The 14,482-nt window shown below is 63.3% G+C and carries 14 protein-coding genes; 6 read left to right on the top strand and 8 right to left on the bottom strand.

Annotated features, from left to right (window positions below; all coding sequences use genetic code 11):
* Positions 1-4 precede the first annotated feature (4 nt).
* From INT40_RS13275 to INT40_RS13260, 4 genes are read right to left on the bottom strand one after another with little or no spacing between them, the layout of a single operon-like run.
* On the bottom strand, positions 5-1,090 hold the full coding sequence (locus INT40_RS13275) for a phosphotransferase family protein (protein WP_193096235.1): 1,086 nt from the start codon (positions 1,088-1,090) through the stop codon (positions 5-7).
* On the bottom strand, positions 1,087-2,328 hold the full coding sequence (locus INT40_RS13270) for an acyl-CoA dehydrogenase family protein (RefSeq protein WP_193096234.1): 1,242 nt from the start codon (positions 2,326-2,328) through the stop codon (positions 1,087-1,089). Before INT40_RS13270 ends, INT40_RS13275 begins: the two co-directional genes overlap by 4 nt.
* Positions 2,325-3,104 carry an SDR family oxidoreductase gene (locus INT40_RS13265; RefSeq protein ID WP_193096233.1) on the bottom strand — a complete coding sequence of 260 codons (780 nt, stop codon included), beginning with the start codon at positions 3,102-3,104 and terminating at the stop codon, positions 2,325-2,327. The genes INT40_RS13270 and INT40_RS13265 overlap by 4 nt, the downstream gene beginning before the upstream one ends.
* Positions 3,105-3,124: 20 nt before the next feature.
* Entirely contained in the window at positions 3,125-4,852 is a 1,728-nt protein-coding gene (locus tag INT40_RS13260) for a class I adenylate-forming enzyme family protein (RefSeq protein ID WP_193096232.1), read from the bottom strand.
* A 204-nt stretch (positions 4,853-5,056) separates the two neighbouring features.
* On the opposite strand from INT40_RS13260, the gene INT40_RS13255 reads away from it, so the two are divergent.
* Positions 5,057-5,686 (top strand): TetR/AcrR family transcriptional regulator, encoded by a 630-nt coding sequence (locus tag INT40_RS13255; protein ID WP_319021992.1) that lies wholly within the window; start codon positions 5,057-5,059, stop codon positions 5,684-5,686.
* A gap of 84 nt (positions 5,687-5,770) precedes the next feature.
* Here INT40_RS13255 and INT40_RS13250 read toward each other — a convergent pair whose 3' ends face one another.
* Complete coding sequence (locus tag INT40_RS13250) at positions 5,771-6,571, bottom strand: SDR family oxidoreductase (protein ID WP_193096230.1); 801 nt, start codon at positions 6,569-6,571, stop codon at positions 5,771-5,773.
* Between the two features lie 120 nt (positions 6,572-6,691).
* Between INT40_RS13250 and INT40_RS13245 the strand changes: the two genes are divergently transcribed.
* Positions 6,692-7,189, top strand: a complete 498-nt coding sequence (locus tag INT40_RS13245; RefSeq protein WP_193096229.1) for a DUF1990 family protein — start codon at positions 6,692-6,694, stop codon at positions 7,187-7,189.
* The gene (locus tag INT40_RS13240; protein ID WP_226831317.1) at positions 7,182-8,003 is read left to right on the top strand and encodes a phosphotransferase family protein; all 822 of its coding nucleotides are present in this window, start codon (positions 7,182-7,184) and stop codon (positions 8,001-8,003) included. The genes INT40_RS13245 and INT40_RS13240 overlap by 8 nt, the downstream gene beginning before the upstream one ends.
* Before the next feature lie 28 nt (positions 8,004-8,031).
* On the opposite strand, the gene INT40_RS13235 is transcribed toward INT40_RS13240, so the two are convergent.
* Entirely contained in the window at positions 8,032-8,931 is a 900-nt protein-coding gene (locus INT40_RS13235; RefSeq protein ID WP_226831315.1) for a LysR substrate-binding domain-containing protein, read from the bottom strand.
* A 162-nt stretch (positions 8,932-9,093) separates the two neighbouring features.
* Here INT40_RS13235 and INT40_RS13230 point away from each other — a divergent pair, with 162 nt between their 5' ends.
* From INT40_RS13230 to fabG, 3 genes are read left to right on the top strand one after another with little or no spacing between them, the layout of a single operon-like run.
* Positions 9,094-10,335, top strand: coding sequence for a CaiB/BaiF CoA transferase family protein (locus INT40_RS13230; RefSeq protein ID WP_193096228.1), 1,242 nt, complete (start codon positions 9,094-9,096; stop codon positions 10,333-10,335).
* 30 nt (positions 10,336-10,365) lie between these two features.
* Positions 10,366-11,529 (top strand): acyl-CoA dehydrogenase family protein, encoded by a 1,164-nt coding sequence (locus tag INT40_RS13225; RefSeq protein ID WP_193096227.1) that lies wholly within the window; start codon positions 10,366-10,368, stop codon positions 11,527-11,529.
* Between the two features lie 51 nt (positions 11,530-11,580).
* Positions 11,581-12,378, top strand: a complete 798-nt coding sequence (gene fabG / locus INT40_RS13220; RefSeq protein ID WP_193096226.1) for a 3-oxoacyl-ACP reductase FabG — start codon at positions 11,581-11,583, stop codon at positions 12,376-12,378.
* Positions 12,379-12,383: 5 nt separating this feature from the next.
* On the opposite strand, the gene INT40_RS13215 is transcribed toward fabG, so the two are convergent.
* Together INT40_RS13215 and INT40_RS13210 are read right to left on the bottom strand one after the other, a co-directional pair.
* Entirely contained in the window at positions 12,384-13,193 is an 810-nt protein-coding gene (locus INT40_RS13215) for a hypothetical protein (protein ID WP_193096225.1), read from the bottom strand.
* Between the two features lies 1 nt (position 13,194).
* Positions 13,195-14,439, bottom strand: a complete 1,245-nt coding sequence (locus tag INT40_RS13210; RefSeq protein WP_226831313.1) for a CaiB/BaiF CoA transferase family protein — start codon at positions 14,437-14,439, stop codon at positions 13,195-13,197.
* Positions 14,440-14,482 lie beyond the last annotated feature (43 nt).

Here is a 14,482-nt window from a genome sequence, read left to right as displayed (position 1 = left end):
TTCTCTACCTTTCGAGGTTCTTCGAGATCGCCGAGGCGGACTCGAGGAGCAGTGGAACACCCTGTTTGAGTGAACCGGTGAAGTCGCCGGCGGCCGGGGCTTCGCCCGAGAGCCAGCGCGTGTAGATCGCTTCGCTGAAGATCGCTGCCTTCCACAGCGCAAGGGTCTGGTACCAAGGCAGTCCGGAGAGGTCGAGGCCCGTCCGCTCCTGATACCTCTGTGTCATCTGTGCACGGTTGAGGAATCCGTCTTTTCTGGTCACAGGCGTGAGATCCATGATCGTCTGGGGATAGTTCGGATCTGCGTAGGTCGCGGTGAAATACCCCAGGTCCGCCAATGGATCCCCCAGCGTCGACATCTCCCAGTCGAGGATCGCGGCCACTTCGATCGGCCGGTCCGGCTTGATCATCGCGTTGCCGGCCCGGTAGTCACCGTGGACCACCGAGTGACGCTGCGTCTCTGGTCGGTTGTCCTCCAACCATTGACCGATGCGGGCGACCTCGGGCAGGGAGCGTGTCGTGTTCTGGACCCACAGTGAGGAGAACAGAGCCACCTGTCGCTTGAGGTATCCGTCCGGACGTCCGAGAGCCGCCACATCGGGGACGGTCACGTCCACGCTGTGCAGAGACGCCAACTGATCGACGAGGATCTCACTGAACCGCTGCCTGTCGATGCGCTCATCGAGGATCGCCGGAAGTTCATCGGTGACGACGAGGCCGTCGACGAAGTCCATGATGTAGAACGGGACGCCCAACACTGACTTGTCCTCGCAGACCTGCAGGATCCGTGGAACGTCGACTCCTTGGGCACCGAGCGCTATCTGAATCTTCGCCTCGCGCACCATGTCATGGGTCGATTTCGGAATCGGCGGCCTGGGTCCGCGTCGCAGGACAACATCAGCGTCACCTCGGCGAATCCGGTACGTGACATTCGACTGTCCCTCTCCGATTCTCGACCATTGCAGCCGACCGCTGCCGATCCCGCAGGCGTCGAAGTACTCCGTGAGCGGCTCGGTGACGAGCAATGGCGGCGCCGGGAGTTCGGCGGCTTCAGCGAAGGTATCGACGACATCGACGAGGGTTGCGCTCAATTGGCACCTCCAACGACATCGCGACGTGGCTCGCCTGCGGCGACTTCCTTCCGCCGCTTCGACGAGGCCCGGCGTGAGATCGCGAATTTGTGCGTCTCGGTGGCGCCGTCGTAGATGCGGAAGGGGCGGACTTCGTTGAGGTACTGGATGAGCGGAAGTTCATCGGAAACTCCGTCGCCTCCGCACAGCTGCACAGCTCGATCGATGACTCGGTACACGGCCTCCGAACAGTAGACCTTGGCGATCGAGGACAAGGAGTTCGCCTCCTTCTGATCTGATTCGAGTACGAGCCCGGTCTTCGTGATCATGGCATCAGCGGTTTCGATGTCGATGACCGACTGTGCGATCAGCTCCTGAGCAAGTCCTTGACGCGCCAGAATGTCTCCGAAGACCTCGCGGTGCTCACACCGATCGAGCGCAGTGTCGAGGGCGCGACGAGCAAGACCTAACCACCGCATGCAGTGAGTGAGTCGAGCCGGTGCCAGACGGACCTGGGCGTAGTCGAATCCCTTCCCAGGAGCACCGAGAACTGCGGATTCTGGGACGCGCACATCGGTGAAGTGGACGTAGGGGTGACCGCCAGCGATTGTCCGGTCGACGGTGTGGATCGACCGGCCCACCTCGATGCCGGGAGTGTCTCGGTCGACGAGGAACATCGTCGCCGACTGCCCTCTTCCCGAAGCTCCCTCTCCCTGGGACGCACTCGATTCCGTGGCGACCATGACGATGAAGAAACTCGAGAGTTCGGCCCCGGAGATGAAGCGCTTGTCACCGTTGATGACCCAGTCTTCGCCATCTCTGATTGCCGAGGTGGCCAAGGCGGCCGGGTCCGACCCGGTGCCGGGATGCGGTTCGGTCATCGCGAAGGACGATCGGACATCGCCGGAGGCCAGCGGTGCCAGGTAGCGCTGCTTCTGCTCGTCGGTGGCGATGAGCCCGAGCATGTGCATATTGCCTTCATCGGGGGCCATGCAGTTGAGGACGGCGGGTCCGATCGGCGAGTATCCAGCTTCCTGGAAGATCGGCGACCAGTGCTTGATCGGCACACCCTGGCCACCCCATTCCTTGGCCACATGGGGTGCGAAGACACCGGCAGACTTCGCCTTGGCCTGCAGCTCCAGACGCACTTCTTCGTCGAGATAGACCCCCGGCCGAGGCTCGGCAGGAATGACGACCTCACGGATGAAGGTCCTGGTTCGGAGCCGCAGCGCCTCGACTTCGGTGGGCAATGCGGTCATGCTGTTCCTCCTGCGGTGATGAGTCCGCCGTCGGCGGTCAGTACCTGTGCGGTGATCCAATCGGCGTCGGATGAGGCCAGATACGCCACCGCTGCTGCGATGTCGTCCGGGGTGCCGAGGCGTTTGAGCGGGTAGGCCTCGGCGACTTCCTTCTCCTTGCCTTCGTAGAGGGCGGTGGCGAAGTTCGTCTTGACCACGGCCGGGGCCACGGCGTTGACGCGGATGTCGGGCCCGAGTTCGACTGCCAGGGTTCTGGTCAGGTGGGAGACGGCGGCTTTGGAGATTCCGTAGAGGCCGATGCCGGGGCTGGGTACCTCGCCGGTGACGGAGGAGACGCTGACGATCCGCCCCTTGTTCTCCCGGAATTCCAGTTCTTCGTGATGGACCGCGTTCTGGATCCAAGCGAGGGTACCGAGGACATTAACGTCGAGGACCTTGCGGGCCGCGTCGAGGTCGAGGTCGATCATCGATCCGTAAACGGGGTTGATCCCGACGTTCGTGACCAGAACGTCGAGCCGACCGTATGTGGCGGCGATGGTGTCGAATACTTCCGCGCGGTGATCGGCGTCGTCGGATTTTCCGGTGATGCCGACTGCAGTTCCTTCTGGGAAGGACTCGACCGCCTCGGCGAGGGCCTCGGGTTTGCGCGCGGTGATCACCACCTTGGCACCCTCGGCCTGGAGCCGCTTGGCGATCCCAAGTCCAATGCCACGGCTGGCTCCGGTCACCAGGGCAACCTGGCCTTCGAAGCGACGGCCGATACTTGCCTCAGTCATAAGTTCTCCTGTCATCATGGTCAGTACTTCGGCGCGCCCTGGCCGCGCAGCAGCCTGCGTTGGATCTTTCCGGTATGTGTTTTGGGCAGGTCGCCGATGATGTGAACGGTTCTCGGGTATTTGTATGCCGCAAGCCGTTCCTTCGTGAAGGCGATGAGATCGTCACCTGTGGTGGCTTCTCCCGCGCGCAGCGAGACGAAGGCGACGACCGTCTCACCTCGATATTCGTCGGGCTCTCCGACCACAGCGGCCTCGAGTACGGCAGGATGTTCGTAGAGGACGTCCTCGACCTCTCGCGGCCACACCTTGTAGCCCGAAGCGTTGATCTGGTCCTTTATCCGATCGACCAGGTAGATCCATCCGGCGTCGTCAATGACGGCGACATCGCCGGTGCGCAGCCATCCGTCGTCGAAGGCTGTTTCGTTTGCCTCGGGCTTGTTGAGGTAGCCGGGAGTGATCTGCGGACCGCGGAGTTCGAGTTCACCCGCACTGCCGTCGGTGACGACATGCTGGTCGACGATGTCGACGACTCGCGCTTCCAGACCGGGGAAGGGGACCCCGATGGCTAGGGTGTCTGTGGCTGGATCCACAGGGGCCTCGGTGTTCGGTGGAACTCCGATGACCGCCGAGGCGGTTTCGGTCATTCCGTAGATGTTGTGGATATAGTGTCCGAACTTCTTCCGGAACCGATCGACCGTGGCCGGTGGTACAGGAGCGCCGCCGGAGTAGAGGAAGCGAATGCTTGTCAGGTCCGCCGAGGAGGCTGTGGGGTGTTCGAGCAGCGCGTTGTACACGGTGATCGAGCCGATGGTCACAGTGACCTCGTAGTCACGAATGGCCGCAACGATCTTGTCGGCATCGACGCGACCGGTGAACGCAAGGGTGATCGGGAAGACCAGTGAGGTTGCGGCGCAGGCAACAGCTCCCGTGATGTGGAAGAGCGGTGCGACAGCAAGCATCACGTCTTGCTCGCCCAGCCCGAGCCACTGCCCGTACCCCATAGCCACGCTCATCACATTCCGGTGGGTGGCCACCGATCCCTTCGCCGGTCCTGTGGTGCCGGATGTGTAGGTGAGCAGGGCAGAGTCGTCGAGTCCAGGCAGCAGGTCTTCGCGTCTGGTCGAGCCTGCCCGGTGCGCGTCGAGGAACGTCTGCCACGAGTCGATGTCGACGCCCGTGCTGCCAGCGGGCGCCTGCGCCGAAGGGGTGGGTACGGTTGCAGCAGTCGGTTCGATGCTCTCCGTCGAGTATTCGCCATCCGTGGTGGTGAGCACCCAACTCACGGAGCTGTCGGTAACGGTCTGCACCAAAGATTCGCGGTCCCCTTCATCGCAGATGACCGCTGCTGCCTGGGAGTCATCGACGAGCGCCCGCAGTTCACGCCCCCGGTACATGGGGTTGAGGACGAGCGGGACGACACCGAGCTTCCACGCGGCCAGCAGAGCCACCGCGAACTGCGGAACGTTCTGCAGATAGATTCCGATGACGGTGGACTTCCCGAAGCCCCGGGCGAGGAATCCGGCCGCGAGGGCCTCAGCATCCCTATCGATGTCCGCGGTGGTGAAGCTGCGGTGCTGATAGACGATGGCAGTCTGCGCAGGGCTCCTGTCGACACGGGCGTTCCAGGCATGCGCCACCGATACCTCGCGGACATCCGGGTCGAGGCCGACACCCGCAGGATAGAGCTGTGTCCACACGTGCGACGAGGCGGGGGCCGCATCAGCGGCGTTCAGGCATTCATTCGTCATCGAACATCCATTCCTGGTCTGGAGGCTTTCGGTAGGACCGACCGAGCGATCGCTCGGTATTGCCTGTATCCTAGGTCACAGGGACCGAAAGGCACAAGAGAGTCGACTGCGCATCGCTGCGGGAGCGTCGACACTCAGCCCATGAGTACCCGTAGATTAGGACTGGAAGCAGTCATCGCCGTTCGCTTGAGACAAGGAATTTTCGTGGGCAGTTGGAGAAATTATCAGACGCCGTTGCTTCCTCCGATCCTGCAGGCGGCGCTGGAGAACTTCGTTCACGGCGGCTTCCACGGAACCAGCATTCGCCAGCTTGCTCATGCGGCGGGCCTCTCCGTTCCCGGTCTCTACCACCACTATGAATCGAAGCAGGCGATCCTGGCGGAGATCGACAGGCTGGCGATGACGGATCTCTGGTCGCGCAGCGTCGAGGCCCTGTCAGATGGACCGCAGGAGCCCCTCGCCCGGTTCGAGCGTCTCGTCGAATGCCTGCTGCTTTTCCACGCTCAGCAATCAGACATCGCCTTCATCGCGTTCAGCGAGATCCGCAGTCTGCAGGGCGAATCGCGGAACGCACATATTGCCGCACGTGACCGTCAACAGCAGCTTCTCAACGATGTGGTCGCCGAATGCGTCTCCGACGGCACTTTCGCGACGGAATTCCCGCGGGATGCTTCCCGCGCCATCACCACTATCTGCACCGGCGTATCCCAGTGGTACCGCCCCGGCGGCGAGCTCGATCCAGCCGGAGTGGCCGAGCGGTATGGCAGAATCTGCCGCCACGCGGCAGGACAGCCCGGCTCAGACCATCAGTCCGCGTCAGACTATCCGCACTGAACACCTTCTTGTGGCGGAGTAACGACCATTCCTCCACAGTCAATTCAGTCAGAGGGGCCAATTCTCCTCAGCGAACGAGGAGAATCAGGCGCTGCCGCCGGCGGTGATTACTCCCCCATCGGCAGTGAGCACCTGGGCGGTGATCCAGTCGGCGTCCGAGGACGCCAGGTAGGCCACGGCAGCGGCGATGTCCTCGGGAGTTCCGAGACGCTTGGCCGGATAAGCAGAGGAGACTTCCTCTTCCCTGCCTTCATAGAGAGCGGTGGCGAAGTTAGTCTTCACCACGGCAGGAGCAACGGCGTTGACCCGGATGTCCGGACCGAGCTCGACGGCCAGTGACTTCGTCAGGTGCGAGACTGCGGCCTTTGAGATGCCGTAGAAGGAGATTCCGGGGCTGGGCACCTGACCGGCCACCGAGGAGATGCTCACGACCCGTCCCTTGTTCTCACGGAAGCCCAGCTTCTCGTGATGGACTGCCTCCTGCACCCAGGCGAGCGTGCCGATGACGTTGACGTCGAGGATCTTGCGAGCGGCATCGAGGTCAAGGTCAATGAGCGGACCGTAGACCGGGTTGATTCCCACGTTCGTGACCAGCACATCGAGTCGACCGAACTTCTCCGCGATCGTGTCATAGACCTCCGCGCGGTGCTTGGGGTCGTCGGACTTCCCCGCAATGGCCAGGGCAGTGCCTTCGGGCAACTGCGCGACCGCCTCGGCGAGGGCCTCGGGTTTGCGGGCGGTGAGGACGACGGTGGCACCTTCGGCCTGCAGTCGCTTGGCGATGCCGAGTCCGATTCCACGACTGGCACCGGTGATGAGTGCGACCTGACCGGCGAATCGCTTGCCGAAATGGGCCTGGGCTTGGGTGCTGGCGTGTTCTGTCATGCGTGAACTCCATCGTCCGTCGAGTTAACCGAGCGTTCGCTCAGTGCTTTGTTTGTATCGTAGGCAGGAGCGACCGACAATCACAAGGACGAGTTGGCCGGCAGCATCAGGAGATGACGGATGAGCCGATTAGAGCAGACCCTCGACCTGGGCCCGGCCGAGCTGTTCCCGATGGCAAGGGATGCGATCCTGACGTGGAAGCTGCAGGAGTCTGCCGGTGTCATCGCGCGTCCTTCGCGCCGCGTGCATCCCGGCCAGATCATCGACCTGTGGCTCAACCCGGTCTGGCCATCGGCGCCGAGGCGGTGGCGCGGCCGGGATCTGGTGCTGCCGGTGGGATCGTGCATCGTTCTCGAGGTCATCGACGCAGAATCTGCGGCGGGCTTCGTCTACCGCACTCTGCCCGGGCACCTCGAGTCGGGGGAGCAGACGTTCCTCGTGTCCCTCGGATCAGACGGTCGCCTTGGCGTCTCCATCACTTCGGAATCCGTTCCCGGACACCCACTGCTGAGAGCCTTCGCTCCGATGTCCGTTGCAGCGCAGCGGATGATGGCCCGGCGATACGCCGCTGGACTGAAGCGGATGCTCGCCCCTCGATACCATGGCGATCATGACTGAAGCTCAGCTACGTGCGATGAGATCGGCCTCCTCACTGCTGGGGCGAGAGCTCACGTTCCTTGAAGAGTTCACCGGCGGTCAGCACGCGACCACCATCCTCACTACAGACGGTGAGAACGAACTGGTGGTTCGAGCCTTTACGGCACACCACGATGCGGCCGTCCGGGAAGCCGAGATCTTAGAGAGACTATCCGCACTTGGCGTCTGGGTCCCTCACCTGGTCGCGGCCAGCACCGAACTCGAGAATCCCCTCATCGTCACCTCACGGGTTGTCGGCAGTACGCCGCCTCCTGGCCTCTCGCCGATGACGATGGCCACGGAAATGGCGGCTGCACTCGTGCACATTCACGAAATCGATGGCACCGGACTGCGACCGACTCCAGCAGAACCTCCTCGTGGGCATGCTCCGATCATCAAGCGAGCCCAACAGGAATGGGACCGCCTGGGCATGAACGAGGCCGTGCTCACCCATTCAGATTTCTGGTGCGGAAATGCGCTCTGGGAGGGGGATCGCCTCACCGGAGTGGTCGATTGGTCAGGCGCCAGATGCGGCCCACCCGGTGTCGACGTCGCCTGGTGCCGACAAGATCTCGTCCTCCTCGGCTCCCCCGAGGCGGCTGAACTCTTTCTCGCAGAGTACGAACGACTCCTGGGCCGCCCGATCAGCGATATCAACGCCTGGGATGTGCAAGCCGCCGCTCGGGCACACGACCGCGTCGAGACCTGGCTGCCGAACTATCGCGGGATCGGACGGACCGACATCACTGCGAAGCTGCTGCGCGAGCGCCTCGATGCCTGGAACGCGACGTTGTGATCCGCGGGGCGAGCACGTCCGGAGTGGTCTAGCCCACTGTCGGCAAGACCTCCTCGGCGAGGTCGATCACTACGTCCAGGGCGGCCTTGCCATGATCGGTCCGGTGCGCCAGGTACAGAGTCGAGGGATCCTGCTCGATGTCGAGGGGCACGGCCACGGTTCCCGCCTCACGCGTATTCGCCGAGACCGAGTCGAAGGTGATCGAGATACCCAGTCCTGCTGCAACAAGGGCTCCGATCGTCTGCGAATCCGGCGCCGCCTGAGCCAGGCGAGGCGTGAAGCCGGCCTCGTGGCATAGTCGTAGGGTGTTCTCTCGCAGCGTCGAGCTGGGATGGGCAGGCAGGGTGATGAAGTCTTCGTCAGCGAGTTCGTCCACGCGCAGGGAGGAACGTTTTGCCAGCCGGTGGCCTTCGGGCAGGGCGGCGCACAGGCGCTCGATCATGACCGGTCGACCCGTCACCCCCGGTGGCTGCTTGCCCCATCTGACCAAGGCGAGATCAAGGGTTCCGTCGACCAGCCCGGCTAGGCCTTCCTCGGCGAAGACATTGGACTCGAGGCTGAAGACGATGCCCGGATTCCGTCCTCGCGAGGCTGTCACCAGGGCAGCGGCCAGAGCCCGCGAGGATGACCTGGCAAAACCGAAGCTGATGCGCCCGGTCTCCCCCGCTGCCGCCCGCTGGACGGAATCGACCGCAAGACCCTGGTATTCGAGCATTTTTCTCGCAGGTTCGATCAGCGCCTCACCCTCCGGCGAGAGTCTCACATTCCGGGTCGTGCGCTGAAACAGGGAGACCCCGAGCTCGTCCTCGAGAGCACGGATCGTGCGACTCAGCGGAGGTTGGAGCACACCCAGCCGCGCAGCGGCACGGCCGAAGTGCAGCTCCTCGGCGACGGCGAGAAAGGCACGCACCTGCTGAATCTCCATCATGTTCTGCTCTCCATCTACCTACGACCGCACACAGATCCTGCATTCGCTTAAATACCATTACAGATAACAATCACTTCTCATTATTACTCATATTGCTATATTGTGGGGTGAAACACTCTGAGGAACCTCAGAGTCGAGCAGAATCACCGGGAGCGTTCATCGATGAATGGCGAGACAGCCACGAGCCAGGCACCAGCTGATCACGGGACGACCGCGAGAGATCAGGCCGCGTCCATCGCCGATTTCCTCCCACGCGCCGGCAACGGTCCTCTCTCGGGCCAAGTCGTCGTCGATTTCTCCCGTGTCCTCGCCGGCCCCTATTCCACAATGATGCTCGCCGACCTCGGCGCCACGGTCATCAAGGTCGAAGGCCCAGGTGGTGACGACACGAGGAACTGGAGCCCACCGGTCCGCGATGACGATGCCACCTACTATCTGTCGATCAATCGGAACAAGTTCGACATCGTGCTCGACTTCTCCGATGCCGATGAACTTTCCGTGGCGCAGAAGCTCGCGGCCCGTGCCGACATCATCGTCGAGAATTTCAAACCGGGAGGTCTGAAGAAGTTCGGCCTCGACTACGACTCGGTCTCCACCTCTAACCCCGTGCCCAACGCAGAGGTCATCTATGCCTCTGTCACCGGATTCGGCGCCCACAATGCGCTGCCCAGCTACGATCTGCTCGTCCAGGCCATGTCCGGGTTCATGAGCGTCACCGGCAGCCCCGACGGCTCCCCCTACCGTGCTGGCGTCGCGGTCTTCGACGTCATCACCGGTCTGCACACGACGATCGGGATCATGGCCGCAATCCAGCACAAGAACCTCACCGGCGAGGGCCAGCTGGTCGAAACCAACCTCATGTCCTCCGCGATGTCGGGCCTGGCGAACCAGTCCGGAGCCTATGCCGCCGCAGGTGTGACACCGACGCGCATGGGCAACGCCCACCCCAGCCTCTACCCGTACCAGCCGATGGCCACGAAGGACGGCGAACTCATCGTCGCCGCAGCCAACGACGGCCAGTTCGCCGCCCTCGCCACAGCCCTCGGGCGACCAGACTGGGCCGAAGACGAACGCTTCGCAAAGGCCAAGACCCGCAACGCCAACCGTGACGAACTCGAACCCGAACTTCTCGAAGCCCTGCAGCAGCACACGGCCCAGGAATGGTTTGAGAAGCTCACGGCCGTGGGCCTGCCCTGCGCCCCGATCAACTCGATCTCCCAAGGAGTCGAGCGCGCCCGGGATCTCGGCCTCGACCCGATCGTCGAGACCGGTCAAGGCGAGCGCATCATTCCCACGATCCGCAACCCGATCCGGCTGGCGAAGTCCGAGGTCTCCTACGACCTCGCACCACCGGAACTCGGGGCCGACTCCGATCAGGTCCGCGCCTGGATCGACAGCCTCTAGCACCACGTCAACTCACAAGGAGAACGAAGCATGGATACTTCTGAACTGGATGACGTCCTCTCGATCGTCCGCGAATTCGTCCGCGAGAAGGTCGTCCCCATCGAACTCGAAATCGAGGCCGACGACGCCATCCCGGAGTCGATCATCAAGGAATCCGCCGAAATGGGTCTCTTCGGCTGGGCGCTGCCCGAGGAGTACGGCGGGCTGGGCATGAATGCCGAACAGGACGCGCAGCTGGCAATGGAGCTCGGCTATACGACACCGGCGTTCCGGTCCGTCTTCGGCACGAACAACGGCATCGCCGGGCAGGTCCTGGTCAACTACGGCACCGACGAGCAGAAGAGTCAATGGCTGCCGCAGCTGACCTCGGGCGATGTCGTCGCCTCCTTCGCTCTGACCGAATCCGAGGCCGGATCCGACCCCTCGGGCATGCGCACCAGAGCCGTACGCGAGGGCGACGACTACGTCATCAACGGCAGCAAGCGCTTCATCACCAACGCCGAGTCCTCCGACGTGCTCATGGTCTTCGCCCGCACCGACCCGAACGCGCGGGGTTCGAAGGGCATCTCCGTCTTCCTCGTCCCGACGAAGACGGCCGGCGTCACGGTCGGAACCCATGACAACAAGATGGGCCAGGCCGGTGCCTGGACCTCGGAGATCTTCTTCGACGACGTCCGTGTGCCCGCCGCCAACCTCATCGGCGGTGAGGAGGAGAAGGGCTTCTACGCCGCGATGGCCTCGCTGAACAAGGGTCGCCTGCACATCGCCGCGATCTGCGTCGGCCAGGCCACCCGCATCCTCGACGAGTCCGTGAGCTATGCCGCCGAGGCGAAACAGGGTGGAGAGCCCATCGCCCGGTTCCAGCTGATCCAGGCCATGCTCGCCGACATCTACACCGAGGTTGCCGCCGCCAAGACTCTCGTACTCGCCGCTGCGAAACGCTGGGATGCCGATGAGGACCGGAAGCTCGGACCCAGCTCTGCAAAGCTCTTCGCCTCCGAGGCTCTGGGCCGCATTGCCGACAAGGGTGTGCAGATCCAGGGTGGAACGGGCTACATGCGTGAGTCCGCCGTCGAACGCTTCTACCGCCATGCTCGCCTGTTCCGCATCTATGAGGGCACCTCGGAAGTCCAGCGCGTCGTCGTTGCCCGGCAGCTGCTCAAGGGCGCCCACAAACCCCAGTTCAACCTGTAACTCGCCTCCACGCTGAGAAGACACATCCACACGCAAAGAAAGAAGGACCTGATGACCGACGCACCAGCCACCACCGCCTCCACCGCCCAGGGCATCTCCGAGATCCCCGGCCTGCTCACCGGCAAGGTCGCCGTGGTCACCGGCGGCGCCCAGGGGCTCGGCCTGGCCATGGCCCGCAGCCTCGTCAACTCCGGAGCCAAGGTCGTCCTCGGCGATATGAATGAGGAGAGCCTGCAGTCGGCCGTGACCGAACTCGGCGGATCCGACTCTGCCGCCGGGGTCGTGTGCAATGTGGCCTCTCTGGAGAACACACAGAAGCTCGCCGATGCGGCAACGACGACCTTCGGCGGCGTCGACATCTGGGTCAACAATGCCGGCATCACCCGTGACGCGACGATTCGGAAGATGAGCGAGAAGGAGTTCGACGACGTCATCTCCGTCCACCTGCGCGGGACCTGGAACGGGCTCAAGGTCGCCACCGGCCTCATGCGCGAGCAGGACCGCGGCGGGGCGATCGTCAACGTCTCCTCCATCAGCGGCAAGGTCGGCATGCTCGGCCAGTCGAACTACTCAGCGGCGAAGGCCGGCATCGTCGGCATGACCAAGGCTGTGGCCAAGGAGGTCGCGTTCAAGGGCATCCGCATCAATGCGATCCAGCCCGGCTTCATCAACACCGCGATGACCGCGGCCATGCCCCAGCACGCGATCGATTCGAAGCTCGCCGAGATCCCGCTGGGCCGTCCCGGAGCGCCCGAAGAGGTTGCCTCGGTGGTGCTGTTCCTCGCCTCTGGCCTGTCCAGCTACCTCACCGGAACGGTCACCGAGATCTCCGGCGGACGCCACATCTGAGTGCTTCAGCCCCACATCGCGGTCCCCTTGGCGGCCACGTTCCCGTTGTGGTCGACGGCCACGACTACGGTGGTCGAATCATCGGGGTCATGTCCGACGATGACGACCTTCTCATCGACATAGAGCGGTGCTGACGCGGTGAAAGAGAACGACGAGGGGAGGGCATCGTCGCGACGCGCGGTGACGGCGTCGAGCAGCAGCATCCTGGTGAGGGGCCCGTGCACGAGAAGCCCGGGCAGGCCCTCGGTGGAGATCGCCCAATCTTTGTCGTAATGCACCCGGTGAGTGTTGAAGGTCAGCGCAGAGAACCGGAAGAGCTGGCGAGAGTCCAGAGTCAGCTCTTCGGACCATTCACCCACGACAGGACCGTGCTCGAGTGTCCTCCGCGGAGCCGATGACTCGCCGAGGAAGACATCGTGCCACGTTGATTCAACCGCTGGACGACCGCCCACCGAATAGCGGCGTACGATATCGGCAAAGACCAACCGCCCGCTCGCCCCCGTCTTCTCGGTCACGCGTCCAAGCGACGCGGACTGCTCGACGAGGTCACCCACGTGCAGCCGCGCGTAGAAGGTGGTGTCCTCCCCCGCGTACATCCGCCGCGGCAGATCGATGTCGGGGAGCAGATCGTCGCCAGGCGTACCATCGGGCCTCAGCCTCGCAAATGGACTGGAGAACGGGAAATAGAGACCTTCCCATCCGGCAGGGAGATCTGCGCCGGCTGACAGACTCCTGCGCTCGGGCGCGAAGGTGGACCTGTAGTTCTCTGCATTCACCTCACCGAACAGCTCGGTGCGAATCTGCTCCTCTGCCATCTCAGACCACCCCGCTTTCTTTGAGGTCCTCGATCGTCTTCGCGTCGTAGCCAGCAACCTCGGCGAGCACCGCATCGGTATGCTCGCCGAGGCGGTTTGCCACCCTGTTCGTCACCGCAGGCGTCTCGCTGAGCTTGATCGGCTGGCCGAACATCCGCAAGTTTCCGAGACCGCCGTAATCGGCCTCCACGACCATGTCCCGCTCGGCGGTTCCTGGGTCGTCGACGGCCTCTCCGACTGTCCTCAGCGCAGTCAGGGGCACGACGTCTCCGGCGAGCTCCTCAAGCTCACGCTGTGTCCGGTGGCCGAACCATGAATCGATGAGAGGCTTCACCTTGCGCTCGTAGACTTCGACGTCGAATCGTTTGCGCATGGTGTCGATTTCCGGATCTGTGATCGCCTCGGGCGAACCGAAGAGTTCACAGCTGGCTTTCCACAGTTTGTCGGTGTATCCGGCGAAGAAGACTTGACCGTCGGCACAGCCGAAGAGGCCGTACGGTCTTACCCAGGCATGGTCGTTGCCGCTTGGCTCCGCGACCTTCCCGTCGACCGTGTAGTCGACGACAGCGGTCTCAGTAAGTGCAAGGACGCTGTCGACCTGCGCGACGTCAACCGCCTGGCCGGTCCCTCCCTTCTCGACATGCCGGAGCGCTGCGATCGTCCCGATGACGGCGAAGAGTGCGGCGGAGAGATCGCCGATCGTCACTCCGACACGGGCCGGGGGCATCCCCTGGTATCCGTTCATCGACCACAGTCCGCCAGCGGCCTGGGCCGTGCTGTCGAACGCTGGCCTTCTGCTCCGCGAACCCGTCTGGCCATAGCCGGAGATCGAGGTGAAGATCAGCTGTGGGTTGATCCCGCGAAGGACTTCGTATCCAACGCCCAGCTTCTCCATCGTCCCGGGCCGGAAGTTCTCGATGAGGATGTCGGCGTGGCGCACCAGGTCCTTGAGAACCTGGCGCCCCTCATCGTGAGAGAGGTCGATTGTCAGACCGAGCTTCCCACGGTTGTATTGACCGTAATACCCGCTGAATTCCTCGTCGCCGTCAGAAAGGTAGGGAGGAAATCCGCGAGATACATCGGGATCGGCGGGGTTCTCTATTTTGATGACGGTTGCGCCAAGGTCGGCAAGGATCTCTGCCGCGTAGGGGCCCGCAAGAACCCGCGACATGTCAAGGACGGTGACGCCGTCGAGGGCGCCCTCGCCGCCTGCCATCTCTCGGATGAACTCATATGTTGGTTCCATGATCAGTCACTTCCCTGTGATGTCGTCGTAGCCCGTGCGGCGC

Origin of the sequence: Brevibacterium sp. FME17 (assembly GCF_014897515.1) — a bacterium.
Lineage (GTDB): Bacteria > Actinomycetota > Actinomycetes > Actinomycetales > Brevibacteriaceae > Brevibacterium.
The sequence above is the reverse complement of the archived record's forward strand: the minus strand, read 5'-3'. Positions and strand labels throughout refer to the sequence as shown.

Bases quoted from the DNA above. Each gene is read 5' to 3' on its own strand.
- INT40_RS13270 (WP_193096234.1), bottom strand. From the start codon at position 2,328: ATGACCGCATTGCCCACCGAAGTCGAGGCGCTGCGGCTCCGAACCAGG.
- INT40_RS13225 (WP_193096227.1), top strand. From the start codon at position 10,366: ATGGATACTTCTGAACTGGATGACGTCCTCTCGATCGTCCGCGAATTC.
- INT40_RS13250 (WP_193096230.1), bottom strand. From the start codon at position 6,571: ATGACAGAACACGCCAGCACCCAAGCCCAGGCCCATTTCGGCAAGCGA.
- INT40_RS13245 (WP_193096229.1), top strand. From the start codon at position 6,692: ATGAGCCGATTAGAGCAGACCCTCGACCTGGGCCCGGCCGAGCTGTTC.
- INT40_RS13215 (WP_193096225.1), bottom strand. From the start codon at position 13,193: ATGGCAGAGGAGCAGATTCGCACCGAGCTGTTCGGTGAGGTGAATGCA.
- fabG (WP_193096226.1), top strand. From the start codon at position 11,581: ATGACCGACGCACCAGCCACCACCGCCTCCACCGCCCAGGGCATCTCC.
- INT40_RS13260 (WP_193096232.1), bottom strand. From the start codon at position 4,852: ATGACGAATGAATGCCTGAACGCCGCTGATGCGGCCCCCGCCTCGTCG.
- INT40_RS13230 (WP_193096228.1), top strand. From the start codon at position 9,094: ATGAATGGCGAGACAGCCACGAGCCAGGCACCAGCTGATCACGGGACG.
- INT40_RS13240 (WP_226831317.1), top strand. From the start codon at position 7,182: ATGACTGAAGCTCAGCTACGTGCGATGAGATCGGCCTCCTCACTGCTG.
- INT40_RS13265 (WP_193096233.1), bottom strand. From the start codon at position 3,104: ATGACTGAGGCAAGTATCGGCCGTCGCTTCGAAGGCCAGGTTGCCCTG.
- INT40_RS13235 (WP_226831315.1), bottom strand. From the start codon at position 8,931: ATGATGGAGATTCAGCAGGTGCGTGCCTTTCTCGCCGTCGCCGAGGAG.
- INT40_RS13210 (WP_226831313.1), bottom strand. From the start codon at position 14,439: ATGGAACCAACATATGAGTTCATCCGAGAGATGGCAGGCGGCGAGGGC.